Source organism: Rhizobium sp. CSW-27, assembly GCF_018760785.1.
Taxonomy (GTDB): Bacteria; Pseudomonadota; Alphaproteobacteria; order Rhizobiales; family Rhizobiaceae; genus Neorhizobium.
On sequence record NZ_JAHHZO010000002.1, the window covers coordinates 615,061 to 631,271 of the forward strand.

Annotated in this window: 15 protein-coding genes; 7 read left to right on the forward strand and 8 right to left on the reverse strand. The window is 63.3% G+C overall.

Translation table 11 applies throughout. The annotated features are described in order from the left end of the window. Positions 1 to 5: 5 nt before the first annotated feature. The 7 genes from KLP42_RS06515 to KLP42_RS06545 form a co-directional block, all read right to left on the reverse strand. A complete protein-coding gene (locus KLP42_RS06515; RefSeq protein WP_215565352.1) occupies positions 6 to 923 on the reverse strand; it encodes a LysR substrate-binding domain-containing protein in 918 nt (305 codons plus the stop codon). A gap of 346 nt (positions 924 to 1,269) precedes the next feature. Continuing rightward, positions 1,270 to 2,064 (reverse strand): xanthine dehydrogenase accessory protein XdhC, encoded by a 795-nt coding sequence (xdhC, locus tag KLP42_RS06520; RefSeq protein ID WP_215565353.1) that lies wholly within the window; start codon positions 2,062 to 2,064, stop codon positions 1,270 to 1,272. A 100-nt stretch (positions 2,065 to 2,164) separates the two neighbouring features. Then, the gene (gene xdhB / locus KLP42_RS06525) at positions 2,165 to 4,501 is read right to left on the reverse strand and encodes a xanthine dehydrogenase molybdopterin binding subunit (RefSeq protein ID WP_215565354.1); all 2,337 of its coding nucleotides are present in this window, start codon (positions 4,499 to 4,501) and stop codon (positions 2,165 to 2,167) included. Between the two features lie 272 nt (positions 4,502 to 4,773). After that, positions 4,774 to 6,246: a xanthine dehydrogenase small subunit gene (gene xdhA / locus KLP42_RS06530; protein WP_215565355.1), complete on the reverse strand. Its 1,473-nt coding sequence runs from the start codon at positions 6,244 to 6,246 to the stop codon at positions 4,774 to 4,776. Positions 6,247 to 6,265: 19 nt separating this feature from the next. Next, the gene (locus tag KLP42_RS06535; protein ID WP_215565356.1) at positions 6,266 to 7,042 is read right to left on the reverse strand and encodes a 3-hydroxybutyrate dehydrogenase; all 777 of its coding nucleotides are present in this window, start codon (positions 7,040 to 7,042) and stop codon (positions 6,266 to 6,268) included. A gap of 93 nt (positions 7,043 to 7,135) precedes the next feature. After that, positions 7,136 to 7,633 (reverse strand): invasion associated locus B family protein, encoded by a 498-nt coding sequence (locus KLP42_RS06540; protein ID WP_215565357.1) that lies wholly within the window; start codon positions 7,631 to 7,633, stop codon positions 7,136 to 7,138. Positions 7,634 to 7,799: 166 nt separating this feature from the next. Next, entirely contained in the window at positions 7,800 to 8,504 is a 705-nt protein-coding gene (locus tag KLP42_RS06545; RefSeq protein WP_215565358.1) for a glutathione binding-like protein, read from the reverse strand. Positions 8,505 to 8,872: 368 nt separating this feature from the next. Between KLP42_RS06545 and KLP42_RS06550 the strand changes: the two genes are divergently transcribed. From KLP42_RS06550 to sbmA, 6 genes are all read left to right on the forward strand, one after another. Then, positions 8,873 to 9,937: an LLM class flavin-dependent oxidoreductase gene (locus tag KLP42_RS06550; protein WP_215565359.1), complete on the forward strand. Its 1,065-nt coding sequence runs from the start codon at positions 8,873 to 8,875 to the stop codon at positions 9,935 to 9,937. Between the two features lie 23 nt (positions 9,938 to 9,960). Continuing rightward, positions 9,961 to 10,716, forward strand: coding sequence for a type I methionyl aminopeptidase (gene map, locus KLP42_RS06555; RefSeq protein WP_215565360.1), 756 nt, complete (start codon positions 9,961 to 9,963; stop codon positions 10,714 to 10,716). A 68-nt stretch (positions 10,717 to 10,784) separates the two neighbouring features. Continuing rightward, positions 10,785 to 11,090, forward strand: a complete 306-nt coding sequence (locus KLP42_RS06560; protein WP_215565361.1) for a toxin-antitoxin system TumE family protein — start codon at positions 10,785 to 10,787, stop codon at positions 11,088 to 11,090. Beyond that, positions 11,062 to 11,442, forward strand: coding sequence for an HVO_A0114 family putative DNA-binding protein (locus tag KLP42_RS06565; RefSeq protein ID WP_252192784.1), 381 nt, complete (start codon positions 11,062 to 11,064; stop codon positions 11,440 to 11,442). The genes KLP42_RS06560 and KLP42_RS06565 overlap by 29 nt, the downstream gene beginning before the upstream one ends. 97 nt (positions 11,443 to 11,539) lie before the next feature. After that, positions 11,540 to 12,724, forward strand: coding sequence for a YbfB/YjiJ family MFS transporter (locus KLP42_RS06570; RefSeq protein ID WP_215565362.1), 1,185 nt, complete (start codon positions 11,540 to 11,542; stop codon positions 12,722 to 12,724). A 171-nt stretch (positions 12,725 to 12,895) separates the two neighbouring features. Next, positions 12,896 to 14,176 carry a peptide antibiotic transporter SbmA gene (gene sbmA / locus KLP42_RS06575; protein ID WP_215565363.1) on the forward strand — a complete coding sequence of 427 codons (1,281 nt, stop codon included), beginning with the start codon at positions 12,896 to 12,898 and terminating at the stop codon, positions 14,174 to 14,176. A gap of 90 nt (positions 14,177 to 14,266) precedes the next feature. Here sbmA and KLP42_RS06580 read toward each other — a convergent pair whose 3' ends face one another. Then, a complete protein-coding gene (locus KLP42_RS06580) occupies positions 14,267 to 15,205 on the reverse strand; it encodes a polysaccharide deacetylase family protein (RefSeq protein ID WP_252192785.1) in 939 nt (312 codons plus the stop codon). A 317-nt stretch (positions 15,206 to 15,522) separates the two neighbouring features. Here KLP42_RS06580 and KLP42_RS06585 point away from each other — a divergent pair, with 317 nt between their 5' ends. Further along, complete coding sequence (locus tag KLP42_RS06585) at positions 15,523 to 16,194, forward strand: tetratricopeptide repeat protein (protein ID WP_215565364.1); 672 nt, start codon at positions 15,523 to 15,525, stop codon at positions 16,192 to 16,194. Positions 16,195 to 16,211: the final 17 nt, after the last annotated feature.

A 16,211-nucleotide genomic window follows, 5' to 3' on the forward strand; every position in this document is an offset into this window, starting at 1 on the left:
AAGTTCTACATGATGCCGCTGTCCGGGCCCTTGTCGAAGCTTGGCAGGGTTTTCTGCAGGAAGGCCCGGAAGGCGCGAACCTTTGCGGTCTGGCGGCGGGCTTCCGGATAGACCAGCCAGTAATGCGAACCGTCCTCGCAGGTGAGGTCGAAGGGTTGGATCAGGCGCCCCATCGCCACGTCATCCTGATAGAAGTCGGGCCTCAGGATGGCGACGCCGTGGCCGGCAATGGCGGCGGCGGCCTCGACCGCCTGCGAGCCGAGCCGGCTTCTCGACGCACTTTCGAGCGGCGCATCGGGATAGCCCGCCGCTGTGAACCAGAGGCGCCACCACGGATCGCTCGGATCGATGATCTTCAGCTTGAGGAGGTCCAGCGGGTCGCGCACCCCGCCGATGGTGTCGGCAAGCCTTGGACTCAGCATCGGGGTGAAATGGTTGCGCATGACGAAATGCGACTTGAGGCCTGGCCATTCGCCGGTGCCGACGCGGATCGCCAGATCAGCTTCGGTTTTGCTGAAGTCGATCACCGCCTGCGAGGTTTCCAGCCGAACGGCAATTGTCGGATTGTCGAGCTGGAAGATGCCGAGATGCCGGGCCAGCCAATGGCTGGCAAAGGTATGCGTCGAATGGATGATCAGCGTACCCTCGGCGACGCCCTGCATCTCGTTGAGGGCCGAGGCCAGGATGTCAAAACCTTCCGTCACCTTCGGTGCCAGCCGCGCACCGGCCTCCGTCAGAAGGATCTTGCGGGGTTGGCGGAGGAACAGCGTTTCCTTCAGCGTCTCTTCCAGCAGCTTCACCTGATAGCTGACGGCCGTCTGCGTCAGGCCGAGTTCCTCTCCGGCCTTGGTAAAGCTTAAGTGGCGGGCCACCGCCTCGAACACGCGAAGCGCATTCAGCGGGAACTGCCTCGACAGTTTCATGCATCAGCCCTCTTGATCCATCGAGACGAAGCTTCGATTGGATCGCTCATCTCATATCGTGCATCCTGTTCAGTAAATACTCCTCGCCATGGAGATGCAAGGTGCGAATATTACAGGGAATTGCCCTATGCCGATTGATGCGTGATTACCTCACGGGTTTCGGTCTGCCGGGCCGCTCACGGGTGAAGGTGGTACGCGCATGGAGCAACAGGATTGATGTGGAACTGATGCCGGGTCATCTCAAGCAGGATCTCGGCATGACCGATCTTCATGATCGGCGCCACCCGCCGTGCCGCTCGCCCAATGCCTTTGACGCGGCGCGAGACGTGTTTCTCCGGCGTCCGCTTTAGCTGGTCCCTGCAAGCAGGGTCACCAGTTCGGCGGCCACCAGCGCCGCAATCACCGCCGGGCGTTTGTCGCGCACGGCTGTTCCGCCGATCGGCAGCACAAGCGCCTCGCTCGATACGGTTCCTTCCGTTTCGCGCGCCAGCCAGTTCTTGAAGGTGGCGCGTTTGGTGGCGGAACCAATCATGCCGACATAGGCAAGGTCGCCGCGCGCCAAAGCCTCGCGGGCGATCAGGAAGTCCAGCGCATGGTCATGCGTCAGGATGACGACGGCGCTGCCGGGCGGGAGGTCCTTGACGAGAGCTTCCGGCATAGCGACATGCCGTGCCGTCACCGTTTCGGGAAGGCCTTGCAGTGCCTCGGCGCGTGTTTCCACCACCGTCACCCGGAAGGGCAGGGGCGCAAGCGCTGCCGCCAATGCGTGGCCTACATGCCCCGCGCCGAACAGCATGACGCCGGGATAGGCGGCGGACTCTGCGGCAGCCCGTGACTCAAGGTCCGCCGCCACCGGTGGCGTGACTGTGCGGAACGACAAGAGGGTCCGCCCGCCGCAGCATTGGCCGATCTCCGGCCCAAGCGGCACATCCATCTGTGTTTGGCCGCTGCCGGACAGCAGGGCCCGGGCATTGTCGATCGCCAAAAATTCCAATTGCCCGCCGCCGATGGTGCCGAACGTGTCTGTTGCGGACACCAGCATGAAGGCCCCTTCCTCCCGCGGCGTCGAACCCTTCGCCTGCGTGATGGTGACGAGGATGGTGTCGGGGTTTTGGGCGAGGAAGGCTGTGAGGGCGGTCATGATGGACGACCTCTGGTTTGTGGAAGGCATGCGTGCGTCTTGTTGGGGTTGGGCGGGCTAAGCCGAGCCCAACTGCCTGACAGAAATGAAAAGATCCCCGTCACAGGGCCTTCAGGCGCTCCACCGCCATCAGCACGCGCTCCGGTGTGGCGGGGGCATCGAGACGCGGGCAGACGCTATAATCGGCGATCGAGGCCACCGCCATGGAGAGCGCCTCCAGCACCGAAATGCCCAGCATGAAAGGCGGCTCGCCGACGGCCTTGGAGCGGCCGATCGTCTGTTCGCGGTTTTCCGACCATTCCGCCAGCTTAACGTTGAAGATCTTGGGCCGGTCGGAGGCGAGCGGGATCTTGTAGGTCGAAGGCGCATGCGTGCGCAGCCGCCCCTTGGCGTCCCACCACAGTTCCTCGGTCGTCAGCCAGCCCATGCCCTGCACGAAAGCGCCTTCCACCTGGCCGATGTCGATCACCGGGTTCAGCGATTTGCCGACATCGTGGAGGATATCGGTGCGGTCGACCATATATTCGCCGGTCAACGTGTCGATCGAGACTTCCGAGCAGGCGGCGCCATAAGCAAAGTAGAAGAAGGGCCGGCCCTTGCCGGCGGCACGGTCCCAATGGATCTTGGGCGTCTTGTAAAAACCGGCGGCGGAGAGCTGCACGCGGTCGAAATAGGCGGCCTTCACCAGCGCGTCGAAGCTCACCGTCTCGGTGCCGATGCGGACGCGGTTCGGGAGAAACTCGACATCGCCGGCTTTCGCCTGCCATTTGCGGCAGGCGAAATCGATCAGCCGGTCCTTGATCTGGCGCGCCGCATCAAAGGCCGCCATGCCGTTCAGGTCCGAACCGGAGGAGGCGGCGGTGGCGGACGTGTTCGGCACTTTGCCGGTGGTCGTGGCGGTGATCTTCACCCGCTCGATATCGACGTTGAAGGTATCGGCCACCACCTGCGCCACCTTGGTGTAGAGGCCTTGCCCCATTTCGGTGCCGCCGTGGTTCAGGTGTATCGACCCGTCCGAATAGACATGCACCAGCGCGCCGGCCTGGTTGAAGGCGGTCATCGTGAAGGAAATGCCGAACTTGACCGGCGTCAGCGCGATCCCCTTGCGGATGACCGGGCTGTTCTCGTTGAACTCCAGGATCGCCTGGCGCCGCGCGCGGTAGTCGCTGGAGGTTTCCAGTTCCTCCACCAGCCGCATCAGGATATTGTCCTCCACCTCCTGGTGGTAGGGCGTCAGCGTGCGGCCGGAGCCGGGCTCTCCATAGAAATTCAGCTTGCGGATATCGAGCGGGTCCTTGCCGACCGCATAGGCGATCTCCTCGATGAAACGTTCGCCGCCGACCATGCCCTGCGGGCCGCCGAAACCGCGAAACGCGGTGTTCGAGCAGGTGTGGGTTTTCAGCGGCTTCGAGGTCAGATGCACATGCGGGTAGAAGTAGCTGGAATCCGCGTGAAACAGCGCGCGGTCGGTCACCGGGCCGGACAGGTCGGAGGAAAAACCGCAGCGCGCCGCGAACGTCGCGTCCACCGCGTGGATGCGGCCCTCGTCATCGAAGCCCAGTTCGTAATCGACGCGGAAATCGTGCCGTTTGCCGGTCACCATCATGTCTTCGTCGCGGTCGGGGCGGAACTTGACGGCACGGTTGAGCTTCTTGGCCGCGATGGCTGCGAGACAGGCAAAATGCGCGCCCTGCGTTTCCTTACCGCCGAAACCGCCGCCCATGCGGCGGGTGTTGACGGTCACCGCATGGCTGGCGCAGTTCAAAACATGCGCCACCATATGCTGCACCTCCGTCGGGTGCTGGGTGGAGGACCAGACGGTCACATCCTCGTCTTCGCCGGGAATGGCAAAAGCGATCTGGCTTTCCAGATAGAAATGCTCCTGGCCGCCGATGTAAAAGCGGCCGGTGAGGTGGCGCGGTGCCTTGGCCATCTCGGTTTCCGGCTGGCCGCGCTTCAGCGTCATCGGCGTGACGACCAGCGGCGCATTGTTTTCCAGCGCGCTGTCGATATCCGTCCAGTGCGGCAGGTCACGATATTCGATCTTCGCCAGACGGGCGGCCCGGCGGGCCTGGTCGCGGGTTTCGCCAATCACGACAAAGATCGGCTGGCCGTGGAACTCGACCTTGCTGGTTGCCAGCAGCGGCTCGTCATGGCTGCCATTGGAGGAGACGTCGTTGACGCCCGGAATGTCGTCCGCCGTCAGGACCATGACCACGCCGGGGGCGGCTTTGACCGCCGAGAGATCGATGGACAGGATGTCTGCATGGGCGCGGTCGGCAAGGCCCAGCGCCGCATGCAGCGTGCCGGCGGGTTCGGGGATGTCGTCGATATATTCGGCGCTGCCGGTGACATGCTTGTGCGCCGAATCATGGCGGAGCGAGGCATGCATCGGGCCGTTGATGGTGTCCTTGGTGTCGAAGGTGGTGGTATCCATCAGCGGGCTCCTTCGATGAAGTCATGTTTTGCAATTGGCTGGTGGCGGTTGCTCTGTCCGGCCAAAGAAAGTCCCCCTCTGGCTGCCGCCTTTGGGGTCGAGCCACGCGTCTCGACCCGTCCTTCGGACCCCGTCACAAGGGGGGAAAGGACTCGCGGCAACGCCTTCGCAAAATATGAGTGCTGAGGGTGCGGCACGTTAAGCCCCTCCCCCTTGTGGGGAGGGGGTGGGGAGGGGTTTTTCCTCTTACCTTCAGTGCGGCTCGCCATCCCTCACGCCTCCTCGGGCTCGAACCGCGCCAGTTCCTGTGGCTGGCCGGCGGTTTCCAGGAAGAAACGGGTGAGCAGGTTCTTGGCTGCAAGCGAGCGGTATTCCGCGGTGGCCCGCCAGTCGGTCAGCGGCTGGTAATCCTCGTCGAAGGCGTCGCGCACGGAGGCGACCGTGTTCCAGCTCCAGGGACGGCCGATGAGAGCCTCCTCGACGGCCTTGGCGCGCTTCGGCGTGCCGGCCATGCCGCCGAAGGCGATGCGACAGGTCTCGACGCAGCCTTCGCCGTCGAGTGTCAGGTAGAAGGCACCGCAAAGCGCGGAAATGTCCTCGTCGCGGCGCTTCGAGATCTTGTAGGTGGCGAAGAAGGCCTCGTCATCGGCAGGCGGCAGCGTGAGTTTCTCCACGAATTCACCGGGCTGGCGGTCCTGCCGGCCGTAGTCGATGAAGAAGTCCGCAAGCGGCAGCGTCCGGCTTCCGGTGACGGAGCGCAATGTGACGGTGGCGCCGAGCGCGATCAGCGCCGGCGGCGTGTCGCCGATCGGCGAGCCGTTGGCAATGTTGCCGCCGATGGTGCCCATGTTGCGCACCTGCTGGCCGCCGATGCGATCGATCAGCCGTCCGAGCGCCGGATGATAGGCCTCCAGCACCGCGAAGGCCTGGGCATAGGTGACGCCCGCGCCGATCACGATGCCTGTCTCGTCCTCGGTAATGGTTTGCAGGTCCGTCAGATGATTGATGAATACGACCGGATTGATCGGCCGCATCTGCTTGGTGACCCAGAGGCCTACATCGGTGGCGCCGGCGACGATCGTGGCGGCGGGATTGTCGTGGAGTACCTGCGCGAGCGCCTGAAGCGTGCCCGGAACGATTGCCTGCCTGCCGCCCTTCTCGATGCGGATCGTGTCGGAGGAGGCGCGGATGGTCCAGAGTTTGGCCATGATCTCGGCCCGGTCGCGTTCGATCGGGTCGAACAGCGCGCTGGGTCTGGCGGCAGCCACCTGTTCCGCCGCCTTGATGATCGGCTCGTAGCCGGTGCAGCGACAGAGATTGCCCTGAAGCGCAATTTCGATGTCCGCGCGGCTGGGATTTTCGTTGGCCATCCACAGCCCGTAGAGCGACATCACGAAGCCCGGCGTGCAGAAGCCGCATTGCGAGCCGTGACAGTCGACCATTGCCTGCTGGACAGGGTGGAGACGACCGTCCCTGCCGGCCAGATGCTCCACCGTCACCACATGCGTGCCATGCAGCGAGCCCACGAAGCGGATGCAGGCATTGACGCTTTCATAGCGCAGCGCGCCGCCGATCAGCCGGCCGACGAGCACGGTACAGGCGCCGCAATCGCCCTCGGCGCAGCCTTCCTTGCTGCCTGTCAGCCGTTTCCGGAGCCTCAGATAATCGAGCAATGTTTCGGTGGGGGCAAAGTCGCCCAGCGAAACCTCTTCGCTATTGAGAATGAAACGGATGGCTGACGTCATGCGGGTTCCCTGTTGCGCGTTATTGGGCGGTCCAGCCGCCATCGATGGAGATGTGTGTTCCGGTGATCTGTCGTGCTGCGTCGCTGGCGAGGAAGAGGGCGGTGGCTGCGACTTCCTCGATGGAGACGAATTCCTTCGTCGCCTGCAGGCGGAGCATGACCTCCGTCTTGACCGCCTCTTCCGAGATGCCACGTTCGCGCGCTGTATCGGGGATCTGTTTTTCCACGAGCGGCGTCAACACGTAGCCGGGGCAGATGGCGTTCACCGTAATGCCGAATTCGGCCAATTCCAGTGCGGCCGTCTTGGTCAGACCCAAGACCCCATGCTTTGCAGCGACATAAGCCGATTTGAAGGGCGATGCAACAAGCGCATGCGCGGAGGCCACATTGATGATGCGGCCCTTGCCCGCCTTCTTCATCAGCGGAATGGTGTTGCGCATGGTGTGAAAGGCGGACGAGAGCAGGATGGCGATCAGCTGATCCCATTTTTCCGTCGGGAAATCCTCGATCTTCGCCACATGCTGAATGCCGGCATTGTTGACGAGCACGTCGACGGTGCCAAAGCTCTTTTCGGCAAGTCCGATCAGATCGGCGATCTCGTCCGGTTTGGTCATGTCGGCGCCGTGATAGAGCACCTTGCCTTCACCGAGATCGTCGAGAGCGGCGCGTGCCGCCTCGATCTCCTGCGCCTTGCCGAAGCCGTTGATCACCACATTGGCGCCATCGGCGGCAAAGGCGCGGGCGATCCCGAGCCCGATGCCGCTGGTGGAGCCGGTGACGACGACGGTTCTTGCCATGGTTTTTCCTCCCTCGTGTGGCCGTCATGCTGCGGCGCGACAAGGGAGGTTATGCTCAAAGGGGCTTGCCTGGCAATGGGTTGTAGCGTGCCCTTAGCGGCAGTTGCGCACCGCCTGCAGCGCCGCCGTCACCCCCTTCAGGGAATAGGTATAGGTGGTGTCGGTGCCGCGGGCGGATGTCGCCTTCAGCGTCATGTCGGAACCGCCGCGCATGGCGGCCACCAGTGCCGGCTCGCGGGCCGGATCGCGCACCCAGGCGGCATGATCCTTCGGGACCAGCGTAAAGCTGTCATTGCCGATGGTCAGCGTGATGCGCGAGCCTTCCTTCACGGTATAGCCCATGATCGCCTGCGGCATGAAGGGCGAGGCGCCCGATTGCGGTGCGACCAGGAAGAAGTTGTCACCATGGTTCACATTGGTCGGCAACTGCGTGGTGGGAACGGACAGAACATAGCAGCTCTTGCCGCTGCCCTTGCCATAAGAATAGACGCCCCATGCATCGAACTGCTTGATCCGGGTGGGCTGGGCACTGGCGCTGAGTGCGGACAGCAGGACGGCGGAAACGGCTAGGGCGCATGTCTTGCGGGACATCGAACTCTCCTGATCATGGCGGATGGATACAGCCCGCACGCGAAAGAGCGGCGGGTGCGACAGCGCGCGATTGTTCGGCAGGAGAGTTAGCGAATGGTTAATGGCGGGATCAACCCTTCGCGGCCACGGCTCACAAAGGGTTGATGGGGCGTGTGCTGTCAATGCCTCAGGGCCGCGCCGGGATCTCCACGCCACGCTGCACGCCGGGCCGGGCCATCATGCGCTCGAACCAGGCGGAGAGGCTGGCCCGGCTGTCGTATTCGACAAGATCGCGCGCCTCGTAGAAACCGATCAGCGAGCGGATCCAGCCGACGATCGCGAAATCGGCAATGGTGACATCCTCGCCCATCATGAAATCGCGGCCGGTCAGTCGCTGGTCGAGCACGCCGAGCAGGCGCCTGGTTTCGTTGAGATAGCGGTCGCGCGGGCGCTTGTCCTCGATCTCCCTGCCGGCAAACTTGTGGAAGAAGCCGAACTGGCCGAACATCGGGCCGATGCCGCCCATCTGGAACATCACCCACTGGATCGTCTCGTAGCGGGAGCTCGCATCCTTCGGCAGGAACCGGCCGGTCTTTTCGGCAAGATAGATCAGGATCGCACCGGATTCGAACAGCGCCAGCGGCGTGCCGTCCGGGCCGTTCGGATCGAGGATGGCCGGGATCTTGCCGTTCGGGTTGAGCGAAAGGAATTCCTCGCCCCAGGTCTCGTTCTGGCCGATATTGATGAAGTGCGGCTCGTAGGCGAGGCCGGTTTCCTCCAGCATGATCGACACCTTCACGCCGTTCGGCGTGGGCGTCGAATAGAGCTGCAGGACCTCGGGATTGGCAGCCGGCCAGCGGCGGGTGATGGGGAAAGCGGAAAGATCGGCCATGGGGTCCTCGTGTGGCAAATGCCGGCGGACTATAGCGTCCCTGCGTCGATCCGCCAGAGGTGGGCGGGGGAGGGGCGTTGCGTGCTCGCCGCGCAGCGGGCGCAAAGGAAACCCTGAATCTTTGGAGAGGGATAGTCAAATCTGCTGACAGATTGAATCTGTTTCCCCCTTAGTTTTCAAGGTTTTTTGCCATTTCAAGTGTAGGCGCTGACACTTCCTGTCAATGGATCAGTGTAAGTTACGGGCAACGGATTCATATTAGCGATCCGCCATTATCCAGTTTTTCGAACGACCCCTTCGAAACTTTCCTGTTTATTGCGGCACTCTCCCTCCCTATCTAGCGGGCTTGAACCACAAGGAAGGATCGCATGGAACTTGGCCTTTACACCTTTGCGGATGTCGATCCGAACATTTCAAGCGGCAGCCGCGGCCAGGGTGCCGCCACGCGCCTGAAGCATCTTCTGGAAGAGATCGAGCTTGCCGATCAGGTGGGGCTCGATGTCTTCGGCCTCGGCGAACATCACCGGCCGGATTATGCCGTTTCCTCGCCGTCCACGGTGCTGGCGGCGGCTGCTGTCAAGACGAAGAACATCCGCCTCACCAGCGCCGTTTCGGTGCTGAGTTCGGATGATCCGATCCGCGTCTTCCAGCAGTTTGCGACCGTCGACCTTCTCTCCGGCGGGCGGGCGGAAATCATGGCGGGGCGTGGCTCCTTCATCGAATCCTATCCGCTGTTCGGCTATGACCTCAACGATTACGACCGGCTGTTTTCGGAAAAGCTCGACCTGCTGCTGACGCTGCGTGACAACGAGATCGTTGAATGGGCAGGCGAACTGCGCGCACCGATCAATCGCCGCGGCGTCTATCCGCGCCCGCTGCAGGAGAAGCTGCCGGTCTGGATTGCCGTCGGCGGTACGCCGCAATCGGTGGCGCGTGCCGGCGCGCTCGGCCTGCCGCTGGCGGTCGCCATCATCGGCGGCGATTATGCCCGCTTCGCCCCCTTCTTCGATCTCTATCGCGAGGCGGCTCGCCGCTCCGGGCATGATCCGAAAACGCTGAAGACCAGCATCAACGTGCATGGCTTCGTCGCCGATACGACCGACAAGGCGGCCGACCAGTTCTATGGCCCGCAGGCGGCCGTGATGGACCGGCTCGGCCGCGAGCGTGGCTGGCCGCCGACGAACCGCGCCCAGTTCGACCGTGCCCGCTCGGCACCCGGCAATCTCTTTGTCGGCGATCCGGAAACGGTGGCGGAAAAGATCGTCGCCGCCCACACGGTGTTCGGCAATGACCGTCTGCTGATCCAGATGGCGATCGGCCTGATGCCGCATGACCAGATCATGCGCGGCATCGAGCTTTTCGGCACCCGTGTCGCCCCCCTCGTCAGAAAAGCGTTGACGCCTGCGAAGGATGGCGCGAAACCGGCCGCCTGAAAAGACAAGCCGGAATTCTGCCCATGATCATCACCTGCGACGACGAACTTCAGAAGCTGAAGGCCATCGGGCGCATCTGCGCCCAGGCCATCGAGGTGATGGCCAAGGCGCTGGAGCCGGGCATCACCACGCTGGAACTCGATCAGATCGGCCGCAGGGTGCTGGAGGAGAACGGCGCTCAGTCGGCGCCGGAATTCTGCTACCAGTTTCCGGGCGCCACCTGCATCAGCGTCAACGAGGAAGTGGCGCACGGCATTCCGGGCAGCCGGGTGATTGCGGCCGGTGACCTCGTCAACATCGATGTCTCCGCCGTCAAGGACGGCTTCTTTGGCGATACCGGCGCCTCCTTCGCGGTGCCGCCGGTCAAACGCGAGATCGAGAAGCTGGTGCGCGATGGCCGCCGGGCGCTGTGGACCGGCCTGCAGCAGGTGAAGACCGGCAAGCCAATTGCCGGCATCGGCAATGCCATCGGCGTTTTCGCCCGCAAGAACCGCTATACGCTGATCACCAACCTCGCCAGCCATGGCATCGGCCGCTCCCTGCATGAGGAGCCGACCGAGGTGCCGACCTGGCCGGATGCCGACGAAAGCCGCATCATGGAAGAGGGCCTCGTCTTCACCGTCGAACCCTTCCTGTCGCTCGGCGGTGAATGGGCCGAAGACGGCGGCAACGGCGATCCCTGGACGCTCTACAGCGACCCCCGCGCTCCGACCGTGCAGTTCGAGCACACCATCGTCGTGACCCGTAACGGCCCGCTGATCCTGACGCTGGCGGAGTAGGGGTGGCGGCGCCTGTTGTTCTGTTGGCCTAATTGACAACGGCGTGCCGTTGCCGCTTAATGATTGTCATGAAAGCCGTCAAGCTGATGCATGACAAGCGCATTTTCGCAGATGGTTCGATCGTCGAGATGGTGCTTTGGCTTGTTCCGACCCCCGTCCTCGCGAGCGAGCACCCGTTCAAATACAGTCTCTACTTCGGCCGTCATGGCGTGTGCATCGTCGGGTTCGACAATGAGCGGGGGAAGGGAGATCACTATCACCTCGACGGCCAGGAGTATCCCTACCATTTCACCAGCGCGGAACAATTGATCGACGACTTTCTCCGGGAAGTCATGAGGAGATTGGATGATGACCAAAGCCTTGATCCGGATTAGACGGAGCGTTGACGTCAAGGGCGATCTGCAAGCTATGGGCGAACGGTTCAAGCAGGCGTGGGCGGGCGATGTGGCTTGTCAGCCTCTTGTCATTCTGACCTTCGAGAGCCCTGCACAGCTCTTTTCCGTTCTTTCGCCCAAACGTTGGGACCTGGTGGAGCACTTGCAACGGTTGGGGCCTTCAAGCCTTCGGGGGCTTGCCCGGTCCCTTGAGCGCGACGTCAAGCGTGTGCATGAGGATGTTGCACTGCTGATCGATTGGGGGCTGGTAGAACGGAATGAGGCGGGTTTGCTTCGTGTGCCCTATGACGAGATCGAGGCCGATTTCGTCTTGAAGGCAAGTGCCGCCTGAGCGGCCGCGCCTGACCACGCGCCTGCATTACGAACTCTGATGGGATGCGTCAGAATTCCTGCATTGTGCCGGCCCTGCTTTATTGCGACGAAGGGGCATGTCCTTGTCGGTCTATCCTGAACGTCCGCTGCTCACCGGCTTTGCCGGTGCCATTGCCATGGCCGCCGCCATGGGCTTCGGACGCTTCTTCTTTACACCGGTGCTGCCCGGCATGATGAGCGGCATTCCGCTTTCCGCCGCCGAGGCGGGATTGATCGCGGCGGGCAATTTCGCCGGCTATCTGGCCGGGGCGCTGCTGGCCAGCCAGTCCTGGGCGGCGGGGCGCGAACGGGGCTGGGCGCTGGGCGCCCTGGTTGCCACGGCCCTGCTGCTGCTGGCCATGGCGCTGACCACAAGCCTGCCGCTCTTCATTCTCATCCGGTTTCTCGCCGGGCTCGCCAGCGCCTTTGCGATGATCTTCACCACTTCAATCGTGCTGCCACGCGCTTCGGGACGCCCATCCGTGCAGGCCGTGCATTTCGGCGGTGTCGGTGCGGGCATCGCGCTCTCCTCCGTGCTTGCCTTCCTGATCCAGCGGGCGGCGGGCGATGCGGCGCATGGCTGGCGGATGGACTGGCTTGCCGGTGCCGCGCTGGTGCTGCTGATGGTCTTCTGGGTGGCGCGCCACCTGCCGCCGCCCATGGCGGGACGGCAGGGCGGAGCCGAACCGCCGATGCGCTGGACGCGGCCGCTGGTGCTGCTGACCCTGTCCTATGGCCTGTTCGGCTTCGGCTATGTCGTCACCGCCACCTTTCTGGTGGCCATCGTGCGCATGGCGGCTGCCGGTCCGGCAGTGGAAGCCGGCGCCTGGCTGGTCACCGGGCTTGCGGCGGCTGTCTCGCTCTTCCTGTTGCGGCCGCTTGCCGCACGGATCGGCCTTGGGAGAATTTATCTTCTGTGTCTTCTGCTGGAGGCCTGCGGCGTGCTGGCCTCGGTGCTGATGCCGCCGGTCACCGGCGCATTGCTGGGCGGCCTGCTGCTCGGCCTGACCTTCATGACGGTGACGGCCTACGGGCTGCAGATCGCCCGCGCGCTTGCGCCGGAGAGCCAGCGCCGCGCACTGGCCCTGATGACGGCGGCCTTCGGCACCGGCCAGATCCTCGGGCCGCTCGTCGCCGGCTGGGCGACGCAATGGAGCGGCGATTTTCGCCTCGCCTCGGGCATCGCCGCCGTGTTCCTGCTTCTGGCGGCGGTGCTTTCCGTGCCGCTTGCCAGACCACGGGCTGTGACCGGGCGGGGCTGACACGGCACGGAGGCTCTTTTGATGACGGCACGCCACGGCCTTCCCACGCCAATTATCGTTACAATTGGGTAAGATGCCGGCTTCGCCATTGCTGGCCTTTTCGAACTGGCTTAGGTTCCGGCCAAATCAATCGCCGCTGGCGGCCTGTCGCAGCAAGGGAAACCCATCCCCGTGTTCCATTCCTTCTTCCCCCGTCCCAAACTGTTTTTCACCTCTGCCGCGCTGTGGTCCCTGCTCTGCATCGTGGTGTGGTATACCATCGGTCCGCAGATGGGGGCCGCCATCGGCCTTCCGCCGCTTCCGGCCGGAGAAAAGCCGCCGATCGGGCTCGCCTTCTTCTTCACCACCGACAATCTGTGGTTCTACATCTATTTCACGGTCTTCGTGCTGGTGTTCGGCACCGCCTGGAAGCTGATCGAACGCCATCACCGCTGGTCGAACTGGTCGATCTGGGGATCGGCCTTCATCGTCTTCATCGCCTATTTCGCCGTGCAGATTTCGGTCGCCGTCAACAACTGGCGCGGCCCCTTCTGGGATCTCATCCAGAAGGCGATGTCGAAGGAGCCGGGGGTCACCACCGGCCTGCTCTATGAATACCAGCTGCGCTTCCTCGAAATCGGCGTACTCAGCATCGTCCTCAACGTCATCACCGCCTTCTTCACCAACCACTATGTGTTCCGCTGGCGCCAGGCGATGAACGACTACTACCTGTCCAAATGGGACAGGCTGCGCCACATCGAGGGTGCCTCGCAGCGTATCCAGGAAGACACGATGCGCTTCGCCAACATCCTCGAAGGGCTTGGCGTCACGCTGATCAACTCGGTGATGACGCTCGTCGTCTTCCTGCCGCTGCTGTTTCGCATGTCGGACAATATCGGCGATCTGCCGATCATCGGAGCCGTGCCGCATGCGCTGTTCTGGCTGGCCATCGGCTGGTCGCTGTTCGGCACCGGGCTTCTGGCGCTGGCCGGCATCAAGCTGCCGGGCCTGCAGTTCCGCAACCAGCGCGTCGAGGCCGCCTTCCGCAAGGAACTCGTCTATGGCGAGGACAATGCGGACCGCGCCGACCCCGTCACGGTGGGCGAACTGTTCGGCAATGTGCGGCGCAACTATTTCCGCATGTACTGGCACTATCTCTATTTCAACGTGGCTCGCTACACCTATGGCCAGCTGGATGCGATCTTCCTGACGACGATCCTGATCCCCACTTTCGTGGCCGGCAAGCTGACCATGGGCCTGTGGCAGCAGGTGGCGACCGCCTTCGGTCAGGTGAGCGACAGCTTTCAGTACCTCGTCAGCTACTGGTCGACGATCATCGAGCTTCTGTCGATCCACAAGCGCCTGAAGGCTTTCGAGGCCGCCATCGATGGCGAGCCGCTGCCGGAGATAGACCAGCGCTATCTGGAGCGTGAGGCCGAGGGCGGCGAACTGGCAGCCGACAAGCCCTACTGAGTGGCGCTTCTCGCAAACAGGACGTCACAAACAGAACAAGGGCCGCAGCGGATCTTTCCGCGGCGGCCCTTGTCGGTTCAGGCTCTCCGTTCAAAGACCGGAGCGGACCTGCGCAGGCACGGCCCGCCTCTCCCTCAGCGCCTCGATCGCCTCGCCATAGGTGACGCAGCCCACATCCGGCAGGCTGCAGACGTCGGTCACCAGCCGCTCCATGGCCCGCCAATAGGCGCCGCCATTCATTTCGACGAAGTGAAAGCCGATCTGCAGTGGAATGCGGTCGCCGGCATATTGCTCGTCAAAGGCGGCCCGGAAGGCGCTATAGGCACGTTCCTCGAATTCTGCGGCACGGCTCGGATTGTCGATGCCGGCCGAATGGCGGATGAACAGGTTGTAATCCATCGCGATGATCCTGCGGTTTTCCGGTCCTTCCGGGATGAGCGGCAGGCCGAAATTCAGCACGCCGTCGCGGGCTGCCGGCAGTGTCGGCCCCTTGCTGATGCCGCTGCCGTCATAGGCAAAACCCTCGGCACGCTCTGCCGTGTTGAGAGCCTCCGACGTGGAGAGATAGGGGGCGCGAAATCCGCTGATGCCGCTCACGAAGGCACGCCAGCCGTCCGGCTCGTCCTTCTCTGCGCCAAGATCGCCCCAGGCATCGGTCAGCACGCGGCGAAAATTCTGCATCTCCGTCCGCCAGTCCTGCTCGGTCCAGTCCTTGCCGTCGAAGTGGCCGCAGGTGTGGCTGGCGATCTCGTGGCCTTCCCGATGCGCCTGCCATATATGGTCGAGCCTGGCCAGCGCCTCTTCGCGTGTCTGGGCAAAGCCGATATTCGAGCGGCCCGCCTTCTGGTGCGGACCCTGGTAGCTTTTGGCGCGTGCCCGGTCGATGACCAGCGTGCAGGAGAGAAAATAGGTGAACCGGGCATTGGCCTTGCTCGCAATCTGCCGGCTTCTGGCCCATAACCCATTGCTGCCGGCGCCATCGAAGGAGATCAGCAGCAATTGCTTCGGTTTCTCTCCCGCCCATGCCATAGGGCTGAAACTCGGCATGCAGCAGGCAAGGATGGCAAGAAGAGAGGGCAAGCGGGGCAAGGGCAGTCCAGTCAGTGTGAGGCGTGGCGGGGCCTTGTCGCGGTGGAATGCGGCAAAGCCGGGGCATGGCGCGAGGGCAAGCCGCCGTCGCAACCGGTCCGGCCTCTCGCTCGGGCTCGAGGCGTTCGTTGCTCAAATCGATCCACTGGATCGATCTGACGGCTCAGCCGTCGCAACTCACCCCCTTACATCCCGCACAAAATAGGTTAGAAGGCAGGCTTTCGAGGCAAGGGGCCGCCATCCGGCCGGAGTTTGGCATGGTACATGATAACGACAGCTTTATCCGCGAGGTGAATGAGGAACTGCGTTCCGAGCAGATCAGCGGCGTCTGGCGGCGGTTTCGCTATGTCATCATCGGTGGTGCCGCGCTGATCGTTCTCGGTACGGCGGCCTATCGCGGCTATGAATACTGGCATACGCACAATGCTTCGATCTATGGCGACCAGTTCCTGGCGGCACTGAACCTCGCCAAGGACAACAAGCCGGACGAGGCGCTGGCGGCACTGGAAAAGCTGGAAAAGGAAGGCGGCGGCGCCTATCCGGTTCTGGCGCGCATGCGGGCCGCAACGCTTCTGGCGCAGAAGGGCGATGTGACGGGGGCGGTTGCCGCCTTCAACGAGGTTGCCAGGGACAATGCGGTTCCCGAGGTGATGCGCGATGTGGCCCGGCTGCGCGCGGCCTTCCTGCTGATCGATACCGGCACCTATGACCAGATCTCGGCGGAAGTCGAAGTGATGGCAACGCCCGGCAATGCGCTGCGCAATTCCGCCCGCGAAGCACTTGGCCTTGCCGCTTACAAGGCTGGCGACGTGGCGAAGGCCAAGCAGTGGTTCCAGGAGATCGCCAACGACGCCACCGCACCGCGCAATGTCGCCAATCGCGCGCAGATCATGCTCGACACCATTGCCGCCTCCGGCAAGGCGCCGTAATTTACAACGAGAAGGCC